Here is a 21,676-nt window from a genome sequence, read left to right on the forward strand (position 1 = left end):
AAGCCATCGTATCTAATCTTTATATAAACCCTACCCCGTCCAAGACATCGGGCATAGGCGCCGGATTTGTGTGTAGGGGGGGGTTTTATCTGTAGGGGCGCGGTTCGGTCGAGGGGTTTATCAAGGATGAAAGGTGGAGGTAAGCGATGTGGATGATAGAGTAGCGTGGCGCTAGGCATACCGGCCTGTACAATTGTCACGGGTGATTTTTTTTTGAAAACTCGTTACAAATGACGGCTCATCCCCATCAATTACGCTACAGCAGATAAACGCTCTCCTAGAGCTATACGAGCTTGTTCACGGTCATCGAAGTGTATTTTTTCGGTGCCGAGAATTTGGTAATCTTCATGGCCTTTACCGGCAATGAGTACCCCATCTCCGGGTTTGGCGAGCATGACTGCGGCGCGAATGGCTGTAGCTCGGTCGCTAATTACCACCGGCTCGCTGTCGGCTGCTAGGCCGTTGAGAATGTCTTGGAGGATGCGTTCAGGGTCTTCTGTGCGGGGATTATCAGAGGTCACAACCACTTTATCGGCTAAAGCCGCAGCAATTTTTCCCATAATTGGGCGTTTGGTGCGATCTCGGTCGCCTCCGCAACCAAACACGCAGATCATTTTACCGGGAATGAAGGGACGGGCTGCTTTGAGTAAGTTTTCCAAGCTGTCGGGGGTGTGGGCATAGTCCACAATGACGCTGATATCTTGGTCTGCTTTGATTTGTACGCGCTCCATCCGTCCGGGGACGCCGGTAAATCCGGGCAGTGCTTGGGTCATGTCTTTTAAGTCTAAACCGAGTTGCAAACCGGCGCCTATGGCCCCGATCATGTTGGCGAGGTTGTATTGCCCAACTAAAGGGAGATAAAATTCGCTGTTGCCTTTGGGAGTATGAATAATTCCTTTGACTCCGGTTTGCGAATAAGTTAAGTTGCTGGCGTAAAGATCGGCCTCAGAGTTGCTGATGCTGTAACTCCAGACTTGTTGGGGGTTGAGGTTGGCGATCAGGCGTTTGCCATAGGCATCGTCGCTGTTGATTATGGCGCGTCCTTTAAGGTAGTTGGGGCTAAATAAGAGGGCTTTGGCGGCAAAATAATCTTCCATGTCGAGGTGGAAGTCGAGGTGATCTTGGGTGAGGTTGGTAAAAACGGCGACTTCAAATTCACAGCCTTGAACTCTTCCTTGTGCTAAGGCGTGGGAACTGACTTCCATGATGCCGGTGGTGACTTTGCTGTTGAGGGCGGCGGCGAGTTGCTGTTGCAGTTCGACGGCAAAGGGGGTGGTGTGAACGGCGGTTTGGGAGAAACCGGGCCAACGAGCGTAGAGGGTTCCCAGGAGGGCGGTTGGTAGCTGCGCGTTGTTGAGGAGGTATTCGATGAGGTGGGTGGTTGTGGTTTTGCCGTTGGTGCCGGTGACTCCAACCATTTTTATTTTGCTGGTGGGGTTGCCATAGTAGGCGGTGGCTATTTTGGCACAGGCTTGGGTAATATCTGTTGCGAGGATGACGTTTTGATTTGTTGCTGGTTGCTTTTTGGCGGCTTCTGGGGAAATAATGGCGGCTAAGGCTCCGGCTGCTAAGGCGCTTGGCCAAAATTCTCCGCCATCGACGCGGGTTCCTGGCATTCCAATGAATAAGTCACCGGGCCGGCAGGCGTGGGAATTGGTGGCAATTCCTGTGATTTCAACTTCTAGGTTTGCACCCTCTGGCGTTTGCAATAGGTTGGGAACGGTTTCTAATAGTTCGCGCAGCTTCATAGGTCGTGAGTCCTCACACGAATTCATTACAGGCTTGGTGATTTTTTGTTTGACCTTAGCCTATGCAATATTTCGCTTATTGTGAATCATTTTTCGGAAAATATTTCTGTAACATTTGCTGCAATTGCTGGACTGTGGCGCGGGGAGATGGCCGGGGTAAGGGTGTTACGGTTGGTTCGGGGCTCGAAGGGTTGGGGATTTTGGCATACAAAACTGGGATTTCATACTGGTAGGCTTGAAACCAATCTTCGCGGGTGGTGATGTCTCGGATTTCTAAGTCTAGGTTTATTGCTTGGATCTGAAGGAGTTTTTCTTGTAATCCTTCACACAAGTGGCAGCCGGGTTTGCTATACAAAATTAATTGCATTTTCTTGTTGGGTTTTTGGGATTGTTATTTTGGAATAATTGTAATGCTGCCGCTGCGTTCTAATACAGCGTATTTTATTTGCTCCATTCTTTCTAATCCTTGTAGTTGCCTTGCTGCTTGCATGATGTCGTCTTCGCCTACTCTTGCTTTTTTCATGCGGTCTTTGAGGGGCCGGCCATCTTCTAAGATAATTAAGGGTACGCCGTCTACTATTTTCTCTAGGAGGGGCCAGCGTTCTTTTATTATGGATATGCTGATATCTATGGCAACCATTGTGACAATGAGTAAGAGGGCGTTTGTAAGCGAGTAATCGTCTCCTACCATTGCGTTTTGTGTGGTTTCACTGATAATTATAGTTAGGACAAAATCAAAGGTGGTGATTTGGGCGAGGGAGCGTTTGCCGGCTAGTCTAAATATGCCTAATAAAAAAAAGTAAATGGCGATTCCTCTCAAAATTGAGTACACTTTTTTATCCTCTTTTTTTGTTAAGTTTTTGGAATTTGGGGATGGTTATTTTATTTATCTGTAGATGAATAAGGCTGTTTTTTGGCTGGGAAATTTGGGTTAGGGATAGACAAATTGTTTGAATTTAATCGGTTTTTCTTTGGGTAATTGAAATTCGGCGTTGATTATTCCTATTCTCTCTGGCTGAAAATAAAATGTTAGGGTGGTGGGTTGGGGTGGTTGAGTCTGCCGAAATACATAGGTGATCTGTTTTTGGCCAGTTTCTACATAGTAGGGTGGGGGGGTGATTTGCTGGATCTGGCTATCTTGCAAGTAGTTTCGGTTGAGGTTGATCCGCAGTTCTTGCTGATTTGATGTGTCTGCCAATAAGTGAATTTGTATTTTTGTGAGAGACTGTAACCTTGTTAAACGCTCGTATTCTATCCACATTTTGTCTGTTTTTCGCCCTGCTTTTGCATCGCTCAAAGGGCCATTTCCAAACAATCCCAGCAAGGCACTCAGTAGCACTAGCGCCATGATTTGCCATGCGGTTTTTTGTCTTTTCCACGCCCGGTATTGGAATTCGAGATCCTCATTGATTTCTAAGTCTCCGTGACGTTCAACGACGCTCATAAAATTATTTACCCTTACAATAAAATTTTTTAGATGCAGGGCTGAAGTACGCCCTGTCAAAAACCTCTTCTACCTGAATATGAATGCGGGACAGATCGAGGTTTTTTAACCGAAACGGGGTTTTTTGCCTAAGTCCTCAGAAGGTTAGGAAGTGGGGTTGTAATTGTAATTGTAAGAGGTGGGGATCACGGAGTAATCTGCTTTGCGATAGAAAAAGCGGCTATGTTGAACCGGCACCGGTTTGAGATTTTCCCCAAAGTGTTCTACTGCGACTTTCAAGGATGTTTTTATCACCGGCTCAACTGTTATTTTGTCTTGATTCAGCGTCTCAATGTACCTGGCTTTAAAAGGTAGGAAATGGCGGGTTTTAGCCGAGGATACAGGCGGCGGGAAAGAGGAGATATTCGAGGAAAAATAGTTTCCAAATAAATTGGTAAAATTGGGCGATTTCGGTTTTGTCTTGCAAGTTAACTTTTTGAGAGCGCCACCAGAGTAAAATTAAGGTGAGTAGGTGGCTGATGCTTAGAAATAGGGCGGTTTGTTGGGGTAAGTAAAAAATGGCTGCTAGGCTGATGGTTAGATAGCAAGTTGTTATTACCCAGCGGGCAAGTTTAAAGATTGTGGGGGCACCGAGTTTGAGGGTAAAGGTGCTGATGTTGTATTGTCTGTCGCCTTCGATGTCGGGGATGTCTTTAAAGATGGCGATGGCAAAGGTGAAGATTAAAATAAATAGGGTGAGTAGCCAAATTTGGGGGGGAATTTGATTGAGGGCTATTAAGTCAAATTTTTGCTGGCTGTTGCCAAGATGGGCGGCTTTTAAGAGGCAATTAAAATGTAAATATAAGCCTAAGTTGACGATGATTCCCCGGACGGTGAAGATACAAAAAGATGCCCAAAAAGGATAGCGTTTAAGGCGAATGGGAGGGAGGGAGTAGGCGGTGCCGAGGGCTAGGCTGATGCTAACCATTGCTAATAAAAAGGGGCCGGTGTTGGCTGCTATGAGTAGGGAGAGGATGCCGGTGAGGATGACGATTATTTGTGCTTGCTTGGGGGTGAATTCGCCGGCGGCTATGGGTAGGTGTGGTTTGTTAATTTTGTCGATTTCTATGTCTTCTAGTTGATTGAGCCCGACGATATAAATGTTGCCGCACAAACAGGCTATCCATGTTGCTAATAAGTTAAGTAATTCGGGCTGGAATGTAGCGCTGCGGAAGGTAAATTGAGTTAGGATGTAAAGTCCAAAAACGCTTAAGCTTGTGCCGATAATTGTGTGTGGTCGTGAAAATTTCCACAAGGAATATAATAAAGATTGTTGGGGGGAGTTGGATGGCGGGGAATCTATTGTTTGTATTTTGTCGGGGTTATTAAGGAGAGGATTTGTCATTTTTGCTCTTGGTAAAAAATATTTTCTTGAGTATTATAGCTTGATTTTTTTAGAAAATTGATATGGAAATTTTATCCCTTCCCCCGATAGGGAAGGGGGAATTTTTGGGGAATTTAGCGCCGGTATTCGTCGCCACAGTCGCCTATGAGGCTGAATAAATCGCGGGATTGTTGGCTGATTTCTTCTATTTGCTGAGAGTCGGTGTCGTCGAGTTGAAAATTAAATACTTTACTGTTGTTTTCGATGTGTTCAGAAACTCCGAGACGGGCACCGGCAATGACTCCAGCGACGGCGGGTTTATCTAAAATATAACGAACGGCTACATTAGGGATAGTAACATCATGTTTGTCGGCGATTTGTTTGAGGGTGTTGAGTAACTGTTGAAAGAGTTTCCAATTTCCCCAGCCATCGATCATGTTTTTATATTTTCTGAGGCTGGCGGTGTTGAGTAAAAAGGTGTTGGGTTCGGAGACTCCGAGATATTTTTCTGAGAGTAAACTGCCGCCTAGTGTGCCGTAAGTTAGTAATTTGATGTTGTGTTTTTGGCAAAAGGGAATCATTTCTATTTCGGGCCGGCGGTCGATGATTGAAAATTGCACTTGGTTGGAGATAATTTTAATGCCGCTATCTACAATGATTTGTAAATGTTTTGTGTCGAAGTTGGTTAAGGCGAGGTGTTTGATTTTTCCTTCGGCTTGCAATTCGGCCATGTATTTGAGGGCGTCGAGGTAGCTTTTATCGCGGTATTCCCACCAGTGAAATTGGATGAGGTCGAGGCTTTCTACTGCCATTCTGCGGAGGGAGATGTTGATGTTATCTTCGACTAATTTACGGGTCATTTTTGTGGGTCTGGGTACCCATTTTGTAAAGGCTTGAAGTTGCTCTAGGGCTTGTTCTCCTCGTGTGGCGATGAGTTGCCGGCGAAATTCTCCGATAAAGTCTTCTGCGGGGCCATAATGATCGGCTAAATCCCAGGTTGTGAAACCGGCATCTATGTATTTAAACATGGTTTGAATGGCGGCTGTTGAGTCTATTCGTCCATGTGCTCCTGATACTTGCCACATTCCATTTAATACTCGGCAAATGTTGAGATCGGGGGTCAATTGTAGCCGCGCATGGGTGGGTAAATTCATGGGTTTGCTGTTGGTTTTAAGGTAGATGGCACAGGAAGTAATATCGGGAGGGAAGTTACTTTTTGTTGAGAGAATATTAAGGATTATAGGCGATTTGGCAGAAATGGGCTAATTAGTTGCGCCAGTCTTTTTCTGCTTGTTCAAGGACGTAAGCGGCTAGTTGTTGGATTTCTTCGGGGCTGAGGCGGTCTTTGTAGGCGGACATATTATTTTTGCCGTTTGTGATGATTTCGGTAATGGCTTCTTGGGTATCCATTTTATATTTTTGTAGGGTTTTTTTCTTGAGGTTTTTGCCGCGTCGAATGATGTTGCTGCCGTTGGGGTGACAGCCGGCGCAGTTGGTGGCAAAAAGTTGGCTGCTGGTGGGATTGGCTAGGGCGGGAGAGGGAAAGGAAAATGTGAATAAGATTAAGGTGATAAGAGTTAGGGAAATTAGTTTTTTTATGGTCATTTTTTGGGTTTAAAAATAGAGGGTATGTAGGGCAAAAGCCCTACAAGAATTTAAGTTAGCGCTGCCATTGTTGGAGAGCTTTTTGAGCGGCGGGGTAGGCGGTGGTGTTTTGGGGGATTAGTTGGGCGGCGGCTATGGCGGAAGGGTAAAGGCGCCGGTTCGCGCGATATTGAGCTATTTGCCAAATATTATTACTCCACTCATTAATAAGTTTTTTGGCTTCGGGATATTTGGGTTGACCGGCTTTAATTTGGCTGGCGGCGGCGATGGCTTTGCTATAACTGGATGGTTGGCCCCAGCGGACAAGTTTTTGGGCTTCGATTAATTGCTGTTCGTTGGTGCGGACTAATTGGGATTTTTTCTGCCATTGTGGGATGTATTGTTGGGCTGTGGCATAAATTTCTTTGCGGTCTTTGGGGACAAGATTTGCTGTTTTTATGGCGCTTTGATAGGCTCCTTGTTGGGCTCGACCAATGGCAATATCTAAGATGACTTGTGACCAGCGATCAATATTTTTTTGAGCTTGGGGATAAAGGGGGTCGTTTTTAGGAATTGTGCGAGCTTTGGCTATGGCGTCGCTGAATTGAGAGGCTTGGGCTGTTTGTAATTCTAGGTTGGGTTTTTGGAGTTTTTCGCCGCTGACTGGGGTGGGTTTGGCTGGGGCGGGTTTGGCTGGGGTGGGTTTGGCGGCGGGGGGTTTGGCGGCGGGGGGTTTGACGGCGATGGGTGCGATGGGTGCGGGGGTGGGTTTGACGGGGATCGGTGCGATGGGGGCGGGGGTGGGTTTGGGCGGCGGTGGGGCGCTGGCGGGTTCGATGGCGACGGGGGTGGGGGTGCCGGCCTGCCGTGCTTGGTAGTCTGCGAGGGTCATCAGTCTGTACAAGCCAAATATTAGCAGCAAAAATACGCCGAGGCCGGCAATCCATAAGGGGGGTTGCGGTTTGGCTGGGGCTTGGGGGGCTGGTTGGGGGGTGCTGGGGGGTGGCGCTGAGGGGGTCATGGCGAGGGCTGGTGTGGGTTTAGGTGGGGTGGGGGTGGGTTGAGGTGGGGAGATCCGTTGGGGCTCTGCGGTTGCTGTGTTGGCTCCGGCGGTTGCCAGGCTGGCGGCGACGCTGGTTCCCCAGAGTGAGGATGCGGGTGTTTGGTTGAGTTCGGGTAATAGGTTTCTGGCGCTGTGTTCGGCGGCGATGGCGATGAGGGGATCTTGCCGGTGGCTGTAGTGTTCTTCACACAATTGGGGCAAGCGTTCGCTTAAATATTCTGCTAAGTTGTCGAGAGTTATGTTTTGATTTGAGCGTAGTGCTTCTAATAGGGCACCGGTAAAAAATCCTTGCTGGACGATAGGACTTTCGCTGGAAGTTTGGCGAGATTTACAGGAAATTATGGTGGGAATTTGGAGGTTCCGGGCGAGTTTTGCGGTGCTATCTCCGATGGGAGAATTTATGCTGCTGGGTCTTTTGATGTCGAGCAATACTAATAGTTGTTCGGCGCTTGATGAGCGGAGAAGGTTGAAAATTTCTTTGAGGGAGATGCCGGTGCTAACAATGTCTGTGGGGGTGCTTTCTACGGGTAAGAGATAGTCTTCTCCGTTCCAGTTGGCTGCGTAACCACTGAAAAATAACCATAAGACGTCGCCTGTTTGTAATTTATGTCGGCACAGGTCGTCTATCATTTTGAGTAAGTTTGACCGGTTGGGGTAGGTGGAGTAACTTTCGATTGGTGGGGAGGTTGGTGTCATTAGCAGGCATCGGTCTGGGACAAATCCTCCTTCTTCTATTAAAAAGTTTTCTAGGGCTTGAGCGTCTTGTTTTGCATAATTTAGGGGGGAGAAATTTTGGTATTCGTTGATGCCTATGATTATGGCTGCGTAGTTTTTCATGGGTTTTTCCCTGATTGGTTTAAGGCGATTTTGACAAACAAGTTTATGCTTTGAAAAAATGTCTGGGCTGTGAACCGTTTTTTCCAAGCGTTCCCGACAGCGCGTGCTTCTTTTTTGCAAAATCTTGCTTTTTGAGCGTTTGGTTTCCCTGATTCTGAAAAAAAGGCGGATCTGGGGGATTTTTTAGCAATTATTATATGCTATTTATAAGAGTTTTGGGTAAATTTTTGCTAGGATTTTTTTTGAAAATTTGTTAAGGTTAATTTCTTTGCAAGGGGCCACAGATAAAAGCGGGTGTTATGGTTTGTGGGCTTAATGTCCGTGAATTGTTATCTCACAATGTATCAATTGAGCGGGATTGCTGATTTAGAGGGGGTTTAGTCTGAAGGGCAAAATTTTTTATTTTTGCACGGAAATAAGGTAAGGTGCGCTTGACGATAATTGTAATTTGTTATAGCATTCATGGAAAAATACGATGATAGGAAGAGTTTTAGGGGTTTGAAGGTAGGGGGCATTTGTTAGGGATTAATTGTTTGTGGGTAGAATAGAATGATGAATTTACGGATGATATGGTAAGTCTTCTTCAACAGGATTGTGGTGGGGCAAAGGTCGAGTTTAACCCTTTTAGTTTGTGTTTGAGTTTTTTGTCTGACACAAGTTTAGCTTTTGCGATGTTTGATCGCCAAATGCGATATCTCTTATGTTCGCGCCGGTGGTTAGCGCAACAGGGCATTGAAACGGAAGTAATAGGAATTACTCACTACCACATTTTCCCGCTTACCAGTGAGGAAGAAAAAGAAATTCACCGCCGCTGTTTGGAGTCGGGAGAAGAATTTAGTTTTGAAGAATGGATGGGAGGGAAAGGCGAGAAAGGTGAGTGGCTAAAAGTTTCGGTGGCTCCTTGGCGAAATGAACAAGGAGAGGTGGGGGGGTTAATTATTTCTAAGGAAGTTATTACGGCGGAAAAAGAAACGTTACAAAAGTTGCAAATAAGTCAACAAAGAAAGCGATATTTAGCTCATGCTACTTCTCAAATTTTTTGGGCAACGAATGGGGAAGGACAAGTTGAGTTTGATGTGCCGGGGTGGGAAGCTATGACCGGCCAAACAAAAGAACAAATGCAAAACGGGGGGTGGTTAGATGTAGTACACCCAGAAGATCGGGAAAAAACTGCTTACCTTTGGCAAGAGGCGGTGCGAAATAAAACAGTTTTTGAAGCGGAATACCGCTTGCGAAAATCTGACGGTAGTTATGTGTATTCTTTGGCGCGAGCGGTGCCGGTTTTAGAGGCGGATGGAAGCATTAGAGAATGGGTTGGAGCGAATATGGATATTACCGAGCGCAAACAAACAGAGTTTGCCCTCAGAGAAACTAATAATCTTTTGGAAGGCGTATTAGAAGCAATTCCTGATCCAATTTTTGTAAAAAACTTAGAGGGTGAGTATATTCTGCTTAACAAAGCAGCAGCGAGGGTTTTGGGAAAAAGCGCCAAGGAAATAGTAGGAAAAAATGATGGGCAAATTTTACCCCCAGAAATTGCCGAATCCGTGATGAAGAATGATCGCTTAATTATGGATAATGGGGAAACAAAAATTATAGAAGAAATCGTAAAACAGGGAAATCAATTCCAAATTTTTCACAGCACGAAAACAATTTACCGAGATTCAGAGGGAAAAATTGTCGGTTTGGTGGGAATATCGCGGGATGTTACGGAGCGCAAGCAGATCGAAGAGAAGTTGCGAAAAAGCGAAGCAAATTTATTAGAGGCGCAAAGATTGGCGCATATTGGTAGTTGGGAGTTTGATATAATTGCTCAGCAAATTAGTTGGAGTGAGGAACTGTTCCGAATTCATGGTTTAGATCCGGCTGGGGGTGAGCCTAGTTATGAAGAAAATCTGGATTTAATTCATCCAGAAGATCGAGAGTATTGGCTGCAAAAGGTGGGGCTGGGTTTGCAGGGAAGTGCTTATGAAATGGAATATAGGATTTCACGCTCTGATGCTTCTGTGCGCTATCTTTACGGACAGGGACAACCGATTTTTAATGAGTGCGGTGAGGTTGTTCGGATGTTCGGCACAGCGCGAGATATCACTGAGCAAAAATTAGCAGAAATTGAACTGCAAAAATATCAAGAACACTTAGAAGAGTTAGTGAAAGAAAGGACGGCGGCTTTAGAAGCAAGCAATGCTAAACTTTCTCAAGAAATCACCGACCGGCAACAGGCAGAAGCTTCTTTAGTGGAAAGTTATAACTTACTGCAAGCGGTTTTAGAAGGGGTTTCGGATGCGATATATGTCAAAGATTTGCAGGGGTATTATATTCTGGCAAATTCGGCAACGATGGCAGTTTTTAACAGGCCGATGTCGGAAGTGATGGGCAAAACTGATTGTGAATTAATAGGTCAAGAAATGGCCGAAACAGTGCAAGAAACTGACCGGCGCATTATGGCGACTGGGGCTGCGGAAATGCTCGAAGAAAGTTTGCCCGATCACAAGGGAGAAATGCTGACTTTTCTTTCTGCCAAAAGTCCTTACCGCGATGCCGGTGGGAAGATAATGGGGTTAATTGGCGTGTCGCGCAATATTACAGAACGCAAAAAAATTGAAGATGCTTTGCGGGCAGAAAAGCATTTTAGCCTACAAATTTCGGAAACTATTCCCAATCTTTTATATATTTATGACTTGGTAGAAAGACGCAACATTTATAGCAATAGGCCCGTTACTGAACTGCTGGGTTTCTCAGCAGAAGAAGTTCAAAAATTGGGAGAAAATGTGATGGCTACCTTGATCCATCCAGAGGACTTGCCGAGAATTTTAGAGTATCATGGTGCGCTGGCTCAAAGTGAGGAAGATCGCATTTTTGAAATTGAATATCGGATTATAGATAGACAGGGACAGTGGCATTGGTTTTATAGTCGAGAAACGATTTTTGCCAGAACTTTAGAAGGAAAAGCCAAGCAAATGTTAGGTTGTTCGGAAGATGTCACCGCCAAAAAACAAGCAGAAACGGGTTTGCGAGAATCACAAGCGCTTTTGTTAGAAAAAGCTAACCGAGAAATGCTGATTAATCGCTTGGCCAGCCAAATTCGCAACAGTTTAGATATCCAGACAATTTTGCAAACTACTGTCAATGAAATTCGCTCGCTTTTTAAGATAGAAAATTGTCATTTTGTATGGTATAAACCGCAAGGTAATCCTCCTTCGTGGGAAATTGTCAGCGAATCAATCAATCCTGGCATTCCCAGTTTTTTAGGTTCTTTTACCCTCGAACAAGTCGGCCCTTTTGCCTTGCGTTTAGCTTCTTTAGAATTGATTCGCGTTGATGATGTCGGCAGATTGTCAGATGGGGTTTTTCAAGAGTTTTTAACAAGTGTGGGGATTGTTTCTGTGCTGTCTCTTCCCTTGCAAACTCGCAGCGGTGAAATCGGCATTGTAAGCTGCTGCCAGCATACGAAAAAACGCCGCTGGACAGATGGAGAAGAAGAATTATTAAAGGCAGTCTGCGACCAGTTGGCTATTGCAATTTACCAAGCAGAATTATATACCCACTCCCGCGAAACAGCGCGTCTTGCTACTCTGCAAGCCAGCCAACTCGAAGAAACTTTAAAAGATTTGCAACGAGCTCAAGCCCAACTCATCCAAAGCGAAAAAATGTCATCTCTTGGTCAGTTGGTGGCGGGGGTGGCGCACGAAATTAATAATCCTGTGAGTTTTATTTTTGGGAATGTGGAACACGCCAAGGCTTACATCGAATCTTTGCTTGGTTTGCTGAGTCTTTATGGCCAGCACTATCCTAATCCCCATGCGGAAATTGCTGCTGCTATTGACACTTACGAATTAGATTTTATTGTCGAAGATTTGCCAAAACTGATGAGTTCGATGAAGGCCGGGGCGACTCGTATCCGCGATATTGTGCGGTCTTTGCGTTCTTTTTCTCGCCTGGATGAATCGGAGATTAAGCCTGTTTCTTTGCATGAAGGCATCGATAATACGTTGCTGATTTTGGAACACCGGCTAAAAACCAAACCTGGATATCCGCCAATTGAAATTATTAAAAATTATGGCGATCTTCCTGATGTTGAGTGTTACGCCAGCCAACTTAATCAAGCGTTTATGAATATTTTAAATAATGCCATTGATGCCCTTGAAGAGCAGCTTTTAGAGCTTCCTTTTGAAGACATTAACTCCGCGTTGCGGCAAATTAAAATTAGCACATTTCTGGGGGCTAATCAAAGGGCTGTTATTGTTATTTCTGACACCGGCCCCGGTATGAGCCCCGAAGTTAAAGCGCGCTTATTTGACCCGTTTTTCACCACCAAGCCGGTTGGCACAGGCACCGGTTTGGGTTTAGCCATTAGCTATCAAATTGTTGTCCAAAAGCACAAAGGATCTTTATCTTGTAGTTCCATTCTAGGCAGCGGCAGTAAATTTACTGTAGAAATTCCTATTAAACAGGGATAAATCTCGGCCACAAACCGATTGCTCAGACTGTTTCTGAGCAGCTAACTTTTTACTTAATATTTGGTTTGTTAATTTCCTGAAAACTGCTCGGTGATTGTGTCTCGGCAAATATAAAGTTTTTATTAAGTAGCCGGATGGCCCTAATCTATCTTTAGGTAGATGCGAGAAATTAAAGATGGGAAGCAAACTTATATTAAATAAAACATTTTTTTTGTTGAATTCGTCAGGTTAAAAAAATAACTGAGAATGCTTGACCAAATTCCTTAAAAACCCTCACAAAAAGTAGGTTGTTGTGATTGCTAATGGAACTTACCGCATTTTGGCGGTGGACGACTTAGAAGATAACTTATTTTTGCTCCAGACGGTACTAGAATCTGAGGGCTATGAAGTTGAAACCGCCACCTCTGGCAGTGATGCTCTCGCCAAGATTTCCCAATTGCCGCCTGACCTGGTTTTATTAGACGTAATGATGCCCGGAATGACTGGTATTGAAGTAACCCAGCGCATCAGAAAAAACCAAAAGTTACAAGAATTACCTGTAGTTTTAATTACTGCCTATGGAGAAAGCACAGCCCAACAGGGGATAAAAGAGGGAGCGAATGATTATCTTCGCAAACCCCTTGATTTACAAGAACTTCTGGATAAAGTACGGTTTCTTTGCGAGGGTCAATAGTGGGCTATTGGCCAGACTATTGTTAATATCAGGCAGTGCATCTAAATTTTTTTGATAATTGTTAGAAAAAGTTTGCTCTCACACTCCACTTAAAAATTGATCGCCAACAAAAAAACTCAATTATGAATCAAGCAGTTTTAGCCATATTGCTTTTTGCTTTATTGGTGTTAGCCATCACCTCGCCTTTTGCCGGGTTGGCCGGTTTAATGTTCATTTTGATTAGTCTGGCCTTCATGCGAACAATTTGGACTATCATCAATGCCGGAATAAAAACTCCTCCCAAAAAATCCTGAGAGTATATAACTTCGGCTTTATGTCAAACTTTAGCAACCCAGCGCCATTTTCCAACGACATCAAAACGTTTCAAGTTGGTGCGCTTAGAGTTCAAATCTACGGCTCGGCTGCCGAAATGGCAGAGCACTCAGCCCAAATTGCCGGCGAGTATTTGCAAGAAATCCTCAAGCAAAAAAACTCTGCTAATATTATTTTAGCCACCGGCCAATCCCAGATAGAATTTCTGCAAAACTTGGTGGCAAAAGCCGAGTTAGATTGGTCAAAAATCACTTTATTTCACCTTGATGAATATCTAGGAATTGACGCCAATAACCCCGCAAGTTTCCGCTACTATTTGCGAGAAAAAGTCGAAAAATTAGTCAAACCTAAAGAATTTTATTACCTAGAAGGCGATACCAACCAACCGCTACAAGAATGCGAAAGATATAGCCAACTTTTGCAGGCATACCCAAGCGACTTAGTGTGTTTAGGAATTGGAGACAACGGACATATAGCCTTTAACGAGCCGGCAGTTGCAGATTTTGAAGATCCCAAAACTGTCAAATTGGTAAAACTAGAAAGCACAACCAGGCTGCAACTTTTAAACGGGGGAGACTTTCCCGAAATTGAACTTGTGCCGCAATACGCATTTACCCTAACAATTCCCGTTATTTGTGCGGCCAAAAAAATTCTGTGCTTCGCCCCAAAAAAACGCAAAGCAAAAATTATTCAAACGATATTAGAATCTTCGATTACTCCAAAAATTCCGGCGAGTATTTTGCGAAATCAACCCCAAGCAACCTTGTTTTTAGATAATGATTCGGCCAGCATTTTAAATATTTAAAATCGGGTTTTCAAATTTCTATAAAGAGCCTTGTTGCTATAGATATGGAGAATGAGAATAGAAATTTACGCTTGATGAAAATCAGGCAAGCGGACTCTGGCAAGAAGCGTAAAAACTACTACAAACAAGGGATGTGCCAGAGAGCACTATTCGCTACAATAGTTGCCAAGTTTGTCAGACAACCCAAATGACAGCCGTTTGTTTTGACCTTCTTAAAGAGTCCTAGAGCGGTTTTTAGCATCAGATGAAAACAAACCACCTGCCCTTTCAGTTTCCCGCTTACGCCCTGCTCACATCCTGCGTATTGGTAGGTTTATTGAGCGGAGTCTTTCTACAACAAACAAGCGAATTCCATACTCCTTGGTTAGTGTTGTTTATCGCTGTTATCCTCAGCACTTGGTGGGGAGGGTTTGCTGCCGGTTTAATGGCAACTGTTTGTGGCGCGGCGCTTGCGAGTTATCTCAGTTTTGATCCTAATTTTATATTTTTAACATCTATCTTTGGACATAATTTAAGAGGAGACTTTTTTAAAACCGTTTCCTTTCCTTTTGGCCCTGCCTTCAAACTTCAAGCAGGGCTTTTTATGATCGAAGCCTGTTTACTGAGTTCGCTGCTGAGTAATGTTCGCCTTAGCAAACAATCTGCCAGCAATCGAAGAGCAAAGCAAAAATCTAACGAGAACCTTAAAAATGCTCAGGGGCCAGAACCCTCCGATCCCAACTTGACACAAATTTTAAAAATATTAGAAAATGTTTCGGACGGATTAGCCGTTCTTGATTCTCAGAACCAAGTAATTTTTATTAACGAAAAAGCTAGGGAGTATTGGAAAATTTCTCCCCCAGAAATTGCTAATAAAAAAATAGCAAAAGTGGATAATAAGCCCCACTTACGAGACTTTGATGAAAAACTAGACCAGGCTTTAGTTGGGAACAAAAACAAAAAAATTATTGAATTTATTTCCGATTCTAAGCAGTGGTTTGAAATCAACCTTTACCCAAGCCAAGAAGGCACTGCTATCTCCATTCAAGAAATTACTGAACGCAAACAAAAAGAACAAAAAAAACAAAAACATTTCCATAAGCGACAAAAACAACTTCAAGAAAAATACAGAGAAGCAGCCGAAAAAACACAACAACAATATGATTTCTTAGCCGAAGCCAGCAAAGTGCTGGGCACATCGGTAGATGCACAAAAAATCTCCGAAAAATTAGCAGATTTAACTGTGCCATTTTTAGGAGAATATTGTTTAATCTACAGACTGGAAGGGGGGCAAAATATCTATCAAGTTGCCAGCGCTCATCAAAACAAACAAAAACAAAAAATTGTTGACGAAATAACCAAGTTGGGGCCAGAGGATCTGGAAACTTCTCAGAGCTTAATCGCCACAGTTTTACAAACCGGCGAAGCAATTTTTATAAACGATAAAGAAACAGCAAGCCAAGCAATTACTAACCTTAAGCACTGGGCAAAAACAAGCAGCCACCAACACCGGCAACTAATCGAAGAACTCTACCCCAAAACTGTAATGATTTTACCCTTATTTGTTCGCGGACAAATTTGGGGAGCGATGCTAATAGCTATCGCTGAATCAAATCGCCAATACGACGCCTCCGAATTATCCCTTGCAGAAAACTTAGCGCATCGAGCCGCCGTTACCTTAGAAAACGCAACACTTAATCAAGAAAATCAGCAAACTTTGCAATATCAAGCACAACTGTTATCTCTGGTTGCAGAACTTTATCGCCAAACCCAACAAGCCTTAGAACGCAAAGAAGAATTACTTTCTTTAATAGACGCACTTTTTGCCGGTGCGCCGGTGGGAATAGCCTTTCTTGATAAAGACTTACGTTACATTCGGATCAACGCCCAACTTGCCACCATCAACGGACTGCCAATAGAACAACATTTAGGGAAAAAATTTACAGAAGTTATCCCCAGAATTAGCAGCAAAATCGAACCACAACTGCAACAAGTTTTGCAAACCGGCCAGCCTATACTAAACGTAGAAATCAACGGCAGAACCGCAGAAAAACCATCGCGGGAAGGATACTGGTTAGCCAACTATTATCCGGTGAGAAATGCCAGAGGCGAAACCGTTGGAATTGGAATCATTCTGGCAGAAATTACCCAAACAAAAAAAGCAGAAGCAAGCGCAAAAGAAGCAAATCGAAAAGTCGCCAATATCCTTGAAAGTATCACGGATGCCTTTTTTGCCCTAGACCACAACTGGTGCTTTACCTACATCAACCAACGCTGTGCAGAAATGATGTTAGAAAAACCCCAAAAACTGCTGGGCCGGTGTATTTGGGAGATGTTTCCTGACGAAATTGGCTCAATTTGTCACGATAACTATCACAAAGCAATTAAGGAACAAACCGCCGTACATTTTGAGGCAAAAGGCTGGAGAACTGAGAGTTATTACGAAATTCATGCCTACCCCTCGCCCGACGGTTTAGCCGTTTATCTTCAAGATATTACAGAACGAAAACAAGCTTACCAAGCCTTGCAAGAAAGCGAAAAACGATTTCGCCGCCTGGTAGAATCTAACATTTTTGGTGTAGCTTTTGGAGACTTCCAAGGCGGAATTCACTACGCCAACGATTACTTTTTAAACATGATTGGTTACAGCCGGCAAGACTTGGAAGCCAAGCAAATCAAGTGGCTTGACATAACTCCACCGGAATATGTACACCTCGACTGGCAAGCCGGAGAAGAACTCAAACAGCGCGGTATATCCACCCCTTTTGAAAAAGAATACATCCGCAAAGATGGCAGTCGCGTTCCCATTTTAATCGGCGGAGCCTTACTACAAGAACGCTGCGATGAACAACAAGAAATAATCAGCTTTTATTTAGATTTAAGCGACCGCAAAAAAGCAGAAAAAGCTCGCCAAGAAAGTGAAGAACGCTTTGCAGCAATGTTTAATCAAGCAAGTATTGGCATTGCTTTAGTAGGGCTTGATGGGCAATTTTTGGAAGTCAACCCAGCCATGAGCAAAATCAGCGGCTATTCTCAAGAAGAATTGCGGCAAATGAACTTCCAAGATGTTACTCACCCCGACGATTTAGAGGCTGACTGGGCTTTGGCTCGGCAAGTGATAAACCGCCAGATTCCGGGTTACTCCATAGAAAAACGCTACATCCGAAAAAATGGGGAAATTGTATGGGTTAACCTCACTTCTTCAGCTTTGTGGGATGACAAAGGACAAATTAAATATGGCTTTGGAATTATTGAAGATATCAGCGAACGCAAACAAGTACAAGAAGCTCTGATTGAAAGTGAAGAACGCTTTCGCGTCATGTTTAATCAAGCCGCAGTTGGTATTGGCTTAATTTCACTGGAAGGCCGATATTTACAAGTCAACCCCGCCTTGTGCGAAATAACTGGCTACACTTCGCAAGAACTCACGCAAAAACTCTTCCAAGAACTCACCCATCCCGATGATTTGGAAGCAGATATTTCCAACTTAGGGCGATTAATTGCGGGTGAAGTCAAAGGCTACTCAAGGTCAAAGCGCTACTATCATAAAAATGGCTCAATTGTTTGGGTAAATATCAGCATTTCTGCCGTATGGGACAGCAGCGGAAAGCCGAAATACAACGTTGCTATTATTGAAGATATCAGCGACCGCCGGCGATCAGAACTTGCCCAAACTTTTTTAGTAGAAGCTAGTACCATTCTGGCGGCTTCCTTAGAATGGGAAACCAGCCTTTCTAACCTCGCACAACTCGCCATTCCCAGCTTAGCAGATGCCTGTTTTGTAGATATTTTTGAAGAAACCATGTCTCTGCGTCTGTTAGGCGTTGCTTGTAGCGAACCGCACAAAAAAGAATTACTCGAAGAAATCCACCGACGCTACCCCCCAGAACATCAACCTAAACATCCAATCTTGCAAAGATTGCGTCAAGGAAAACCCACTTTTGAGCCGCAAGTTTCCGATGAAATGCTACAAATAACGGCTCAGGATGAAGAACATTTACAAATGCTGCAAGCGTTAGAAATTAGCTCAATGATGGTCATTCCGCTCAGGTCGCGCGGGCAATTATTTGGCTGTGTTTCGTTTATGAGAATGGGAACGCGACAGCGCTATGATCGAGCCGATCTTGCCCTTGCAGAAGAAGTTGCCCGCCGCGCCGCCAGCGCCCTTGATAACGCCAGACTTTATCGAGAAGCGCGAGAAGCAAACCGGCTCAAAGATGAATTTTTAGCCGTTTTATCTCACGAATTACGCACACCTTTAAATGCCATTTTAGGCTGGACTCAACTGTTACAAACTCGCAAATTTAATGAAGCAACAACCCAACGAGCCCTCGAAACCATAGACCGCAATGCCCGAACTCAAGCCCAATTAATTGAAGACTTACTTGATGTTTCCCGAATCATCACCGGCAAGCTGCGCCTCAAACCACGCTGGGCCAGCGTTCAATCTCTAATTTCTCAAACCATTGATACCCTGCGTCTTGCCGCCGAAGCCAAATCAATTTTAGTTGAATTTGTATCTGATCCTGCCATTGATTTGATGTGGGTAGACCCGGAAAGGTTTCGCCAAATTGTCTGGAATTTACTTTCCAATGCTATTAAATTTACTCCCAATTCCGGCCAAATTTCAGTTATATTAAGCAGGGCCGGTTCTTTTGCAGAAATTAGCGTCACCGACACCGGCATTGGCATCAAACCTGAATTTTTACCCTTTGTTTTTGATCGCTTCCGTCAAGCCGATGGCAGCACCACCCGTTCCTATGGGGGGTTGGGTTTAGGCTTAGCAATTGTCCGTCATTTAGTGGAAATTAACGGCGGTAGCGCCTTTGTATTTAGCGAGGGAGAAGGCAAAGGAGCTACCTTTAAAGTCCGCCTGCCTTTTTTAACAGGAAATAGCGAAGATGAAACGGAACTTTCAACACAGTTTTCTAGCTTAAATTTTGTTCATTCAACTTTAGCGCATCTTCGCATTTTAGTTGTGGATGATGAGCCTGATACTCTGGATATGGTGAGTTTCACCCTTGAACAATACGGCGCGATGGTGCGAAAAGCCCCCACAGCAACCCACGCTTTAGAAATTTTGCAAGAATGGCTGCCCGATATGCTTTTAAGTGATATTGGAATGCCACAAGTAGATGGTTATATGTTAATTCGTACCTTGCGCGAAAGACCCCCTGAACAAGGCGGTCTTCTTCCCGCTATTGCTTTAACGGCTTATGCTACGGAAAACGACCGCCAACAAGCTTTTAAAGCCGGGTTTAATTGTCATTTAAGCAAGCCGGTTGACCCCCAATTATTAATTCAATCAATTTGTAATTTGCTAAGAGGCTCTTAGGCATTAGCTTGCTTTGTAGCTCTCAATAACGGCGATTGACAGACTTCAACCCCACCCCTCCCAGCAAGCGCTGACGGAGAGGGGGATTGAGTTTGCATACAGGCGGGACTCCTGCGCCCAAGAGTGGCACCGCCTCTACTGGTTATGCACCTTCTAAAATTTGGCGAATTCGACGTTCTAAACGGTCAAGATCCAGCCCACCTTCATCGCGGCTAAACCGGCGCACTGTTGCATTCACATTCCCCAAATCTGCCAGCAAATCTTGCAAGATTTCTTGTTGTTGCCGGCTTTGAGTTACTTCTCGCGGTTCCTGCACCAAATCGCGGATAATTGTATCTTCTGCTCGCGCCGCAACCACCGGATCAGTTTGCCCTTCTAAATGTACAAAAGTACGTCTGCCGGGGCCCCGTTCTTCCTCAATCGGAATCACTGCATTAACCCGATCAGAACGCACATATTTCCCAAACCCTAAATGTACTAAAACACCAGATTGTATCTTCATATTTAGGCGTTTTGACTTAATTTAACTTATCTTTATTTTAACAAAAAAACCTCTCCTTAAGTGAGCTTTGCCCACCTTATTTATGGGTAAAATCCGCATGATAAAAAGCCGGAGTTTTACGGTGTTGGAGGGCAAAGCCTACCCTCCAAATCCGCCTAAATTCCTAATTCAGATTTAACATACTTAACCGCCAACGGCGTAACTTTTGCCGTCAGAAAATCAATGATGTAGCGGTCTTGTTCCGACCACCGGCGCGGCGAACCAAAAACACAAGGTTGTAACACCCCCCATAACTGATTTTCATAGCACAAATGCGCGTGAATTAACGCCCGATGCCCAAAATTTTCTCGCTCAAACTCTTTGTTTACCACCTGCGGATCAGCCGTTTCGACATCCTCGACAAAAATTGTCGGATCAGTTCGCAACGCCGCCGCAAACATCGGGTCTTCATCCCCTAAAGAAAGCGGTTCCTCTTGCCATTCCGTGCCGAGTACAGCCTGAATTTCTTCACTGCGACAAAAACAAAACGGCGATTTTCCTAAGCGCGTCTTTGGGTCGCGCAAATAGACAAAACAGCGGTCACACTGCAACTGTTCTACCAACAGCGGCAATAACTTTTCAAACACATCTGCCGGCTGGCTTTCTTGCTCAAAAATTTGTTCAAACTTTTCTAAAATTGTTGGGTTCGTCATCATTGTTTAGCTTGTAATAAATTACCAAAATCTTGGATAACTTTATCGTAGCGTTCCCCCGCAACTTCCACCAAATCATTATGACCTCCCCCCTCAACCCAGAAATAATGTTTCGGAGGATTAGCTGCTTTAAAAAGAGCCTCACCGTGCCACAATGGAATCAGATCATCCGCCGTGCCGTGCATCACCAAAACCGGACAGCGCACTCGCCCGATTTTATCAATATTGGCAAACTTATCAAAGGGCAGAATCGGAATTTTTGTAACCACCCGAAACGCACTCACAAAAGCGCTTTCTAAAATTAAACCGGCCACCCTTTCTCGACTGGCTAAATCAACAGATGGCCCCGAACCCACCGACCGGCCATAAACAATAATCCGGGCCGGTGAAATTTTTAACGATTGTGTTAGATAATTATAAGCAGCATTAATATCCGCATAAGCGTTTTGCTCGCTTGGCGTACCCTCACTGGTTCCATACCCTTGATAATCATAAGCAAACACACTAAACCCCAACCTGTGCAACTGTTGCAAATAAGGGCGAATATCCCCCAAATCTTCCGCATTGCCATGACTGTAGAGAACAGTAAAACTTGCCTTAGCATTGGGCAAATATACAGCCGAAATACGCTTACCATTTGCCGAAGTCAACTTCAACATATCTCTACTCTCTTGATACGTCGAAATTTGGGGCTGAAAAATTTGCTTTTCTGTGAAAAAATATCCATACACGCACACACAAGCGTAAACAAAAACCACAGAACGCAGCAAACGTTTAAAAGAAAAATCGCCAACCACCCAACGTTTCACGAATTTTTTATCCATTTGACTCTCGGATATCTATAATTGTGATTTTCAGGAATAATTTTGAGGGGGGAAG

At 44.3% G+C, this 21,676-nt stretch carries 16 protein-coding genes; 5 read left to right on the forward strand and 11 right to left on the reverse strand.

Going from position 1 to position 21,676, the window contains the following annotated elements:
- Window positions 1-251: 251 nt before the first annotated feature.
- The 8 genes from NG798_RS02440 to NG798_RS02475 all read right to left on the reverse strand — a co-directional run bounded on the left by NG798_RS02440 (window position 252) and on the right by NG798_RS02475 (window position 8,039).
- Entirely contained in the window at window positions 252-1,748 is a 1,497-nt protein-coding gene (locus NG798_RS02440) for a UDP-N-acetylmuramoyl-L-alanyl-D-glutamate--2,6-diaminopimelate ligase (RefSeq protein WP_261220201.1), read from the reverse strand.
- 76 nt (window positions 1,749-1,824) lie between these two features.
- Entirely contained in the window at window positions 1,825-2,115 is a 291-nt protein-coding gene (locus tag NG798_RS02445) for a glutaredoxin family protein (protein ID WP_261220202.1), read from the reverse strand.
- Between the two features lie 24 nt (window positions 2,116-2,139).
- Entirely contained in the window at window positions 2,140-2,580 is a 441-nt protein-coding gene (locus NG798_RS27960; protein ID WP_261220203.1) for a YetF domain-containing protein, read from the reverse strand.
- 99 nt (window positions 2,581-2,679) lie between these two features.
- Window positions 2,680-3,192 carry a hypothetical protein gene (locus NG798_RS02455; protein WP_261220204.1) on the reverse strand — a complete coding sequence of 171 codons (513 nt, stop codon included), beginning with the start codon at window positions 3,190-3,192 and terminating at the stop codon, window positions 2,680-2,682.
- A gap of 367 nt (window positions 3,193-3,559) precedes the next feature.
- A complete protein-coding gene (locus tag NG798_RS02460; RefSeq protein WP_261220205.1) occupies window positions 3,560-4,576 on the reverse strand; it encodes a homogentisate phytyltransferase in 1,017 nt (338 codons plus the stop codon).
- 113 nt (window positions 4,577-4,689) lie between these two features.
- Entirely contained in the window at window positions 4,690-5,709 is a 1,020-nt protein-coding gene (locus NG798_RS02465; protein ID WP_261220206.1) for an aldo/keto reductase, read from the reverse strand.
- Window positions 5,710-5,821: 112 nt separating this feature from the next.
- Window positions 5,822-6,160, reverse strand: coding sequence for a cytochrome c6 PetJ (gene petJ / locus NG798_RS02470; RefSeq protein WP_261220207.1), 339 nt, complete (start codon window positions 6,158-6,160; stop codon window positions 5,822-5,824).
- A gap of 55 nt (window positions 6,161-6,215) precedes the next feature.
- Window positions 6,216-8,039, reverse strand: coding sequence for a caspase family protein (locus NG798_RS02475; RefSeq protein ID WP_261220208.1), 1,824 nt, complete (start codon window positions 8,037-8,039; stop codon window positions 6,216-6,218).
- Between the two features lie 569 nt (window positions 8,040-8,608).
- On the opposite strand from NG798_RS02475, the gene NG798_RS02480 reads away from it, so the two are divergent.
- From NG798_RS02480 to NG798_RS02500, 5 genes are all read left to right on the forward strand, one after another.
- Entirely contained in the window at window positions 8,609-12,499 is a 3,891-nt protein-coding gene (locus tag NG798_RS02480; RefSeq protein ID WP_261220209.1) for a PAS domain S-box protein, read from the forward strand.
- 292 nt (window positions 12,500-12,791) lie between these two features.
- Window positions 12,792-13,172 carry a response regulator gene (locus NG798_RS02485; protein ID WP_261220210.1) on the forward strand — a complete coding sequence of 127 codons (381 nt, stop codon included), beginning with the start codon at window positions 12,792-12,794 and terminating at the stop codon, window positions 13,170-13,172.
- Window positions 13,173-13,294: 122 nt separating this feature from the next.
- A complete protein-coding gene (locus NG798_RS02490) occupies window positions 13,295-13,465 on the forward strand; it encodes a hypothetical protein (RefSeq protein ID WP_261220211.1) in 171 nt (56 codons plus the stop codon).
- 20 nt (window positions 13,466-13,485) lie between these two features.
- A complete protein-coding gene (locus NG798_RS02495) occupies window positions 13,486-14,289 on the forward strand; it encodes a glucosamine-6-phosphate deaminase (RefSeq protein WP_261220212.1) in 804 nt (267 codons plus the stop codon).
- Window positions 14,290-14,533: 244 nt separating this feature from the next.
- Window positions 14,534-19,603, forward strand: a complete 5,070-nt coding sequence (locus tag NG798_RS02500) for a PAS domain S-box protein (RefSeq protein ID WP_261220213.1) — start codon at window positions 14,534-14,536, stop codon at window positions 19,601-19,603.
- Window positions 19,604-19,745: 142 nt separating this feature from the next.
- On the opposite strand, the gene NG798_RS02505 is transcribed toward NG798_RS02500, so the two are convergent.
- The 3 genes from NG798_RS02505 to NG798_RS02515 all read right to left on the reverse strand — a co-directional run bounded on the left by NG798_RS02505 (window position 19,746) and on the right by NG798_RS02515 (window position 21,621).
- Window positions 19,746-20,105 carry a hypothetical protein gene (locus tag NG798_RS02505; RefSeq protein WP_261220214.1) on the reverse strand — a complete coding sequence of 120 codons (360 nt, stop codon included), beginning with the start codon at window positions 20,103-20,105 and terminating at the stop codon, window positions 19,746-19,748.
- A gap of 155 nt (window positions 20,106-20,260) precedes the next feature.
- Window positions 20,261-20,800: a GAF domain-containing protein gene (locus NG798_RS02510; protein ID WP_261220215.1), complete on the reverse strand. Its 540-nt coding sequence runs from the start codon at window positions 20,798-20,800 to the stop codon at window positions 20,261-20,263.
- A complete protein-coding gene (locus NG798_RS02515; RefSeq protein ID WP_261220216.1) occupies window positions 20,797-21,621 on the reverse strand; it encodes an alpha/beta hydrolase in 825 nt (274 codons plus the stop codon). Before NG798_RS02515 ends, NG798_RS02510 begins: the two co-directional genes overlap by 4 nt.
- Window positions 21,622-21,676 lie beyond the last annotated feature (55 nt).

The organism is Ancylothrix sp. D3o, assembly GCF_025370775.1.
Classification (GTDB): Bacteria; Cyanobacteriota; Cyanobacteriia; order Cyanobacteriales; family Oscillatoriaceae; genus Ancylothrix.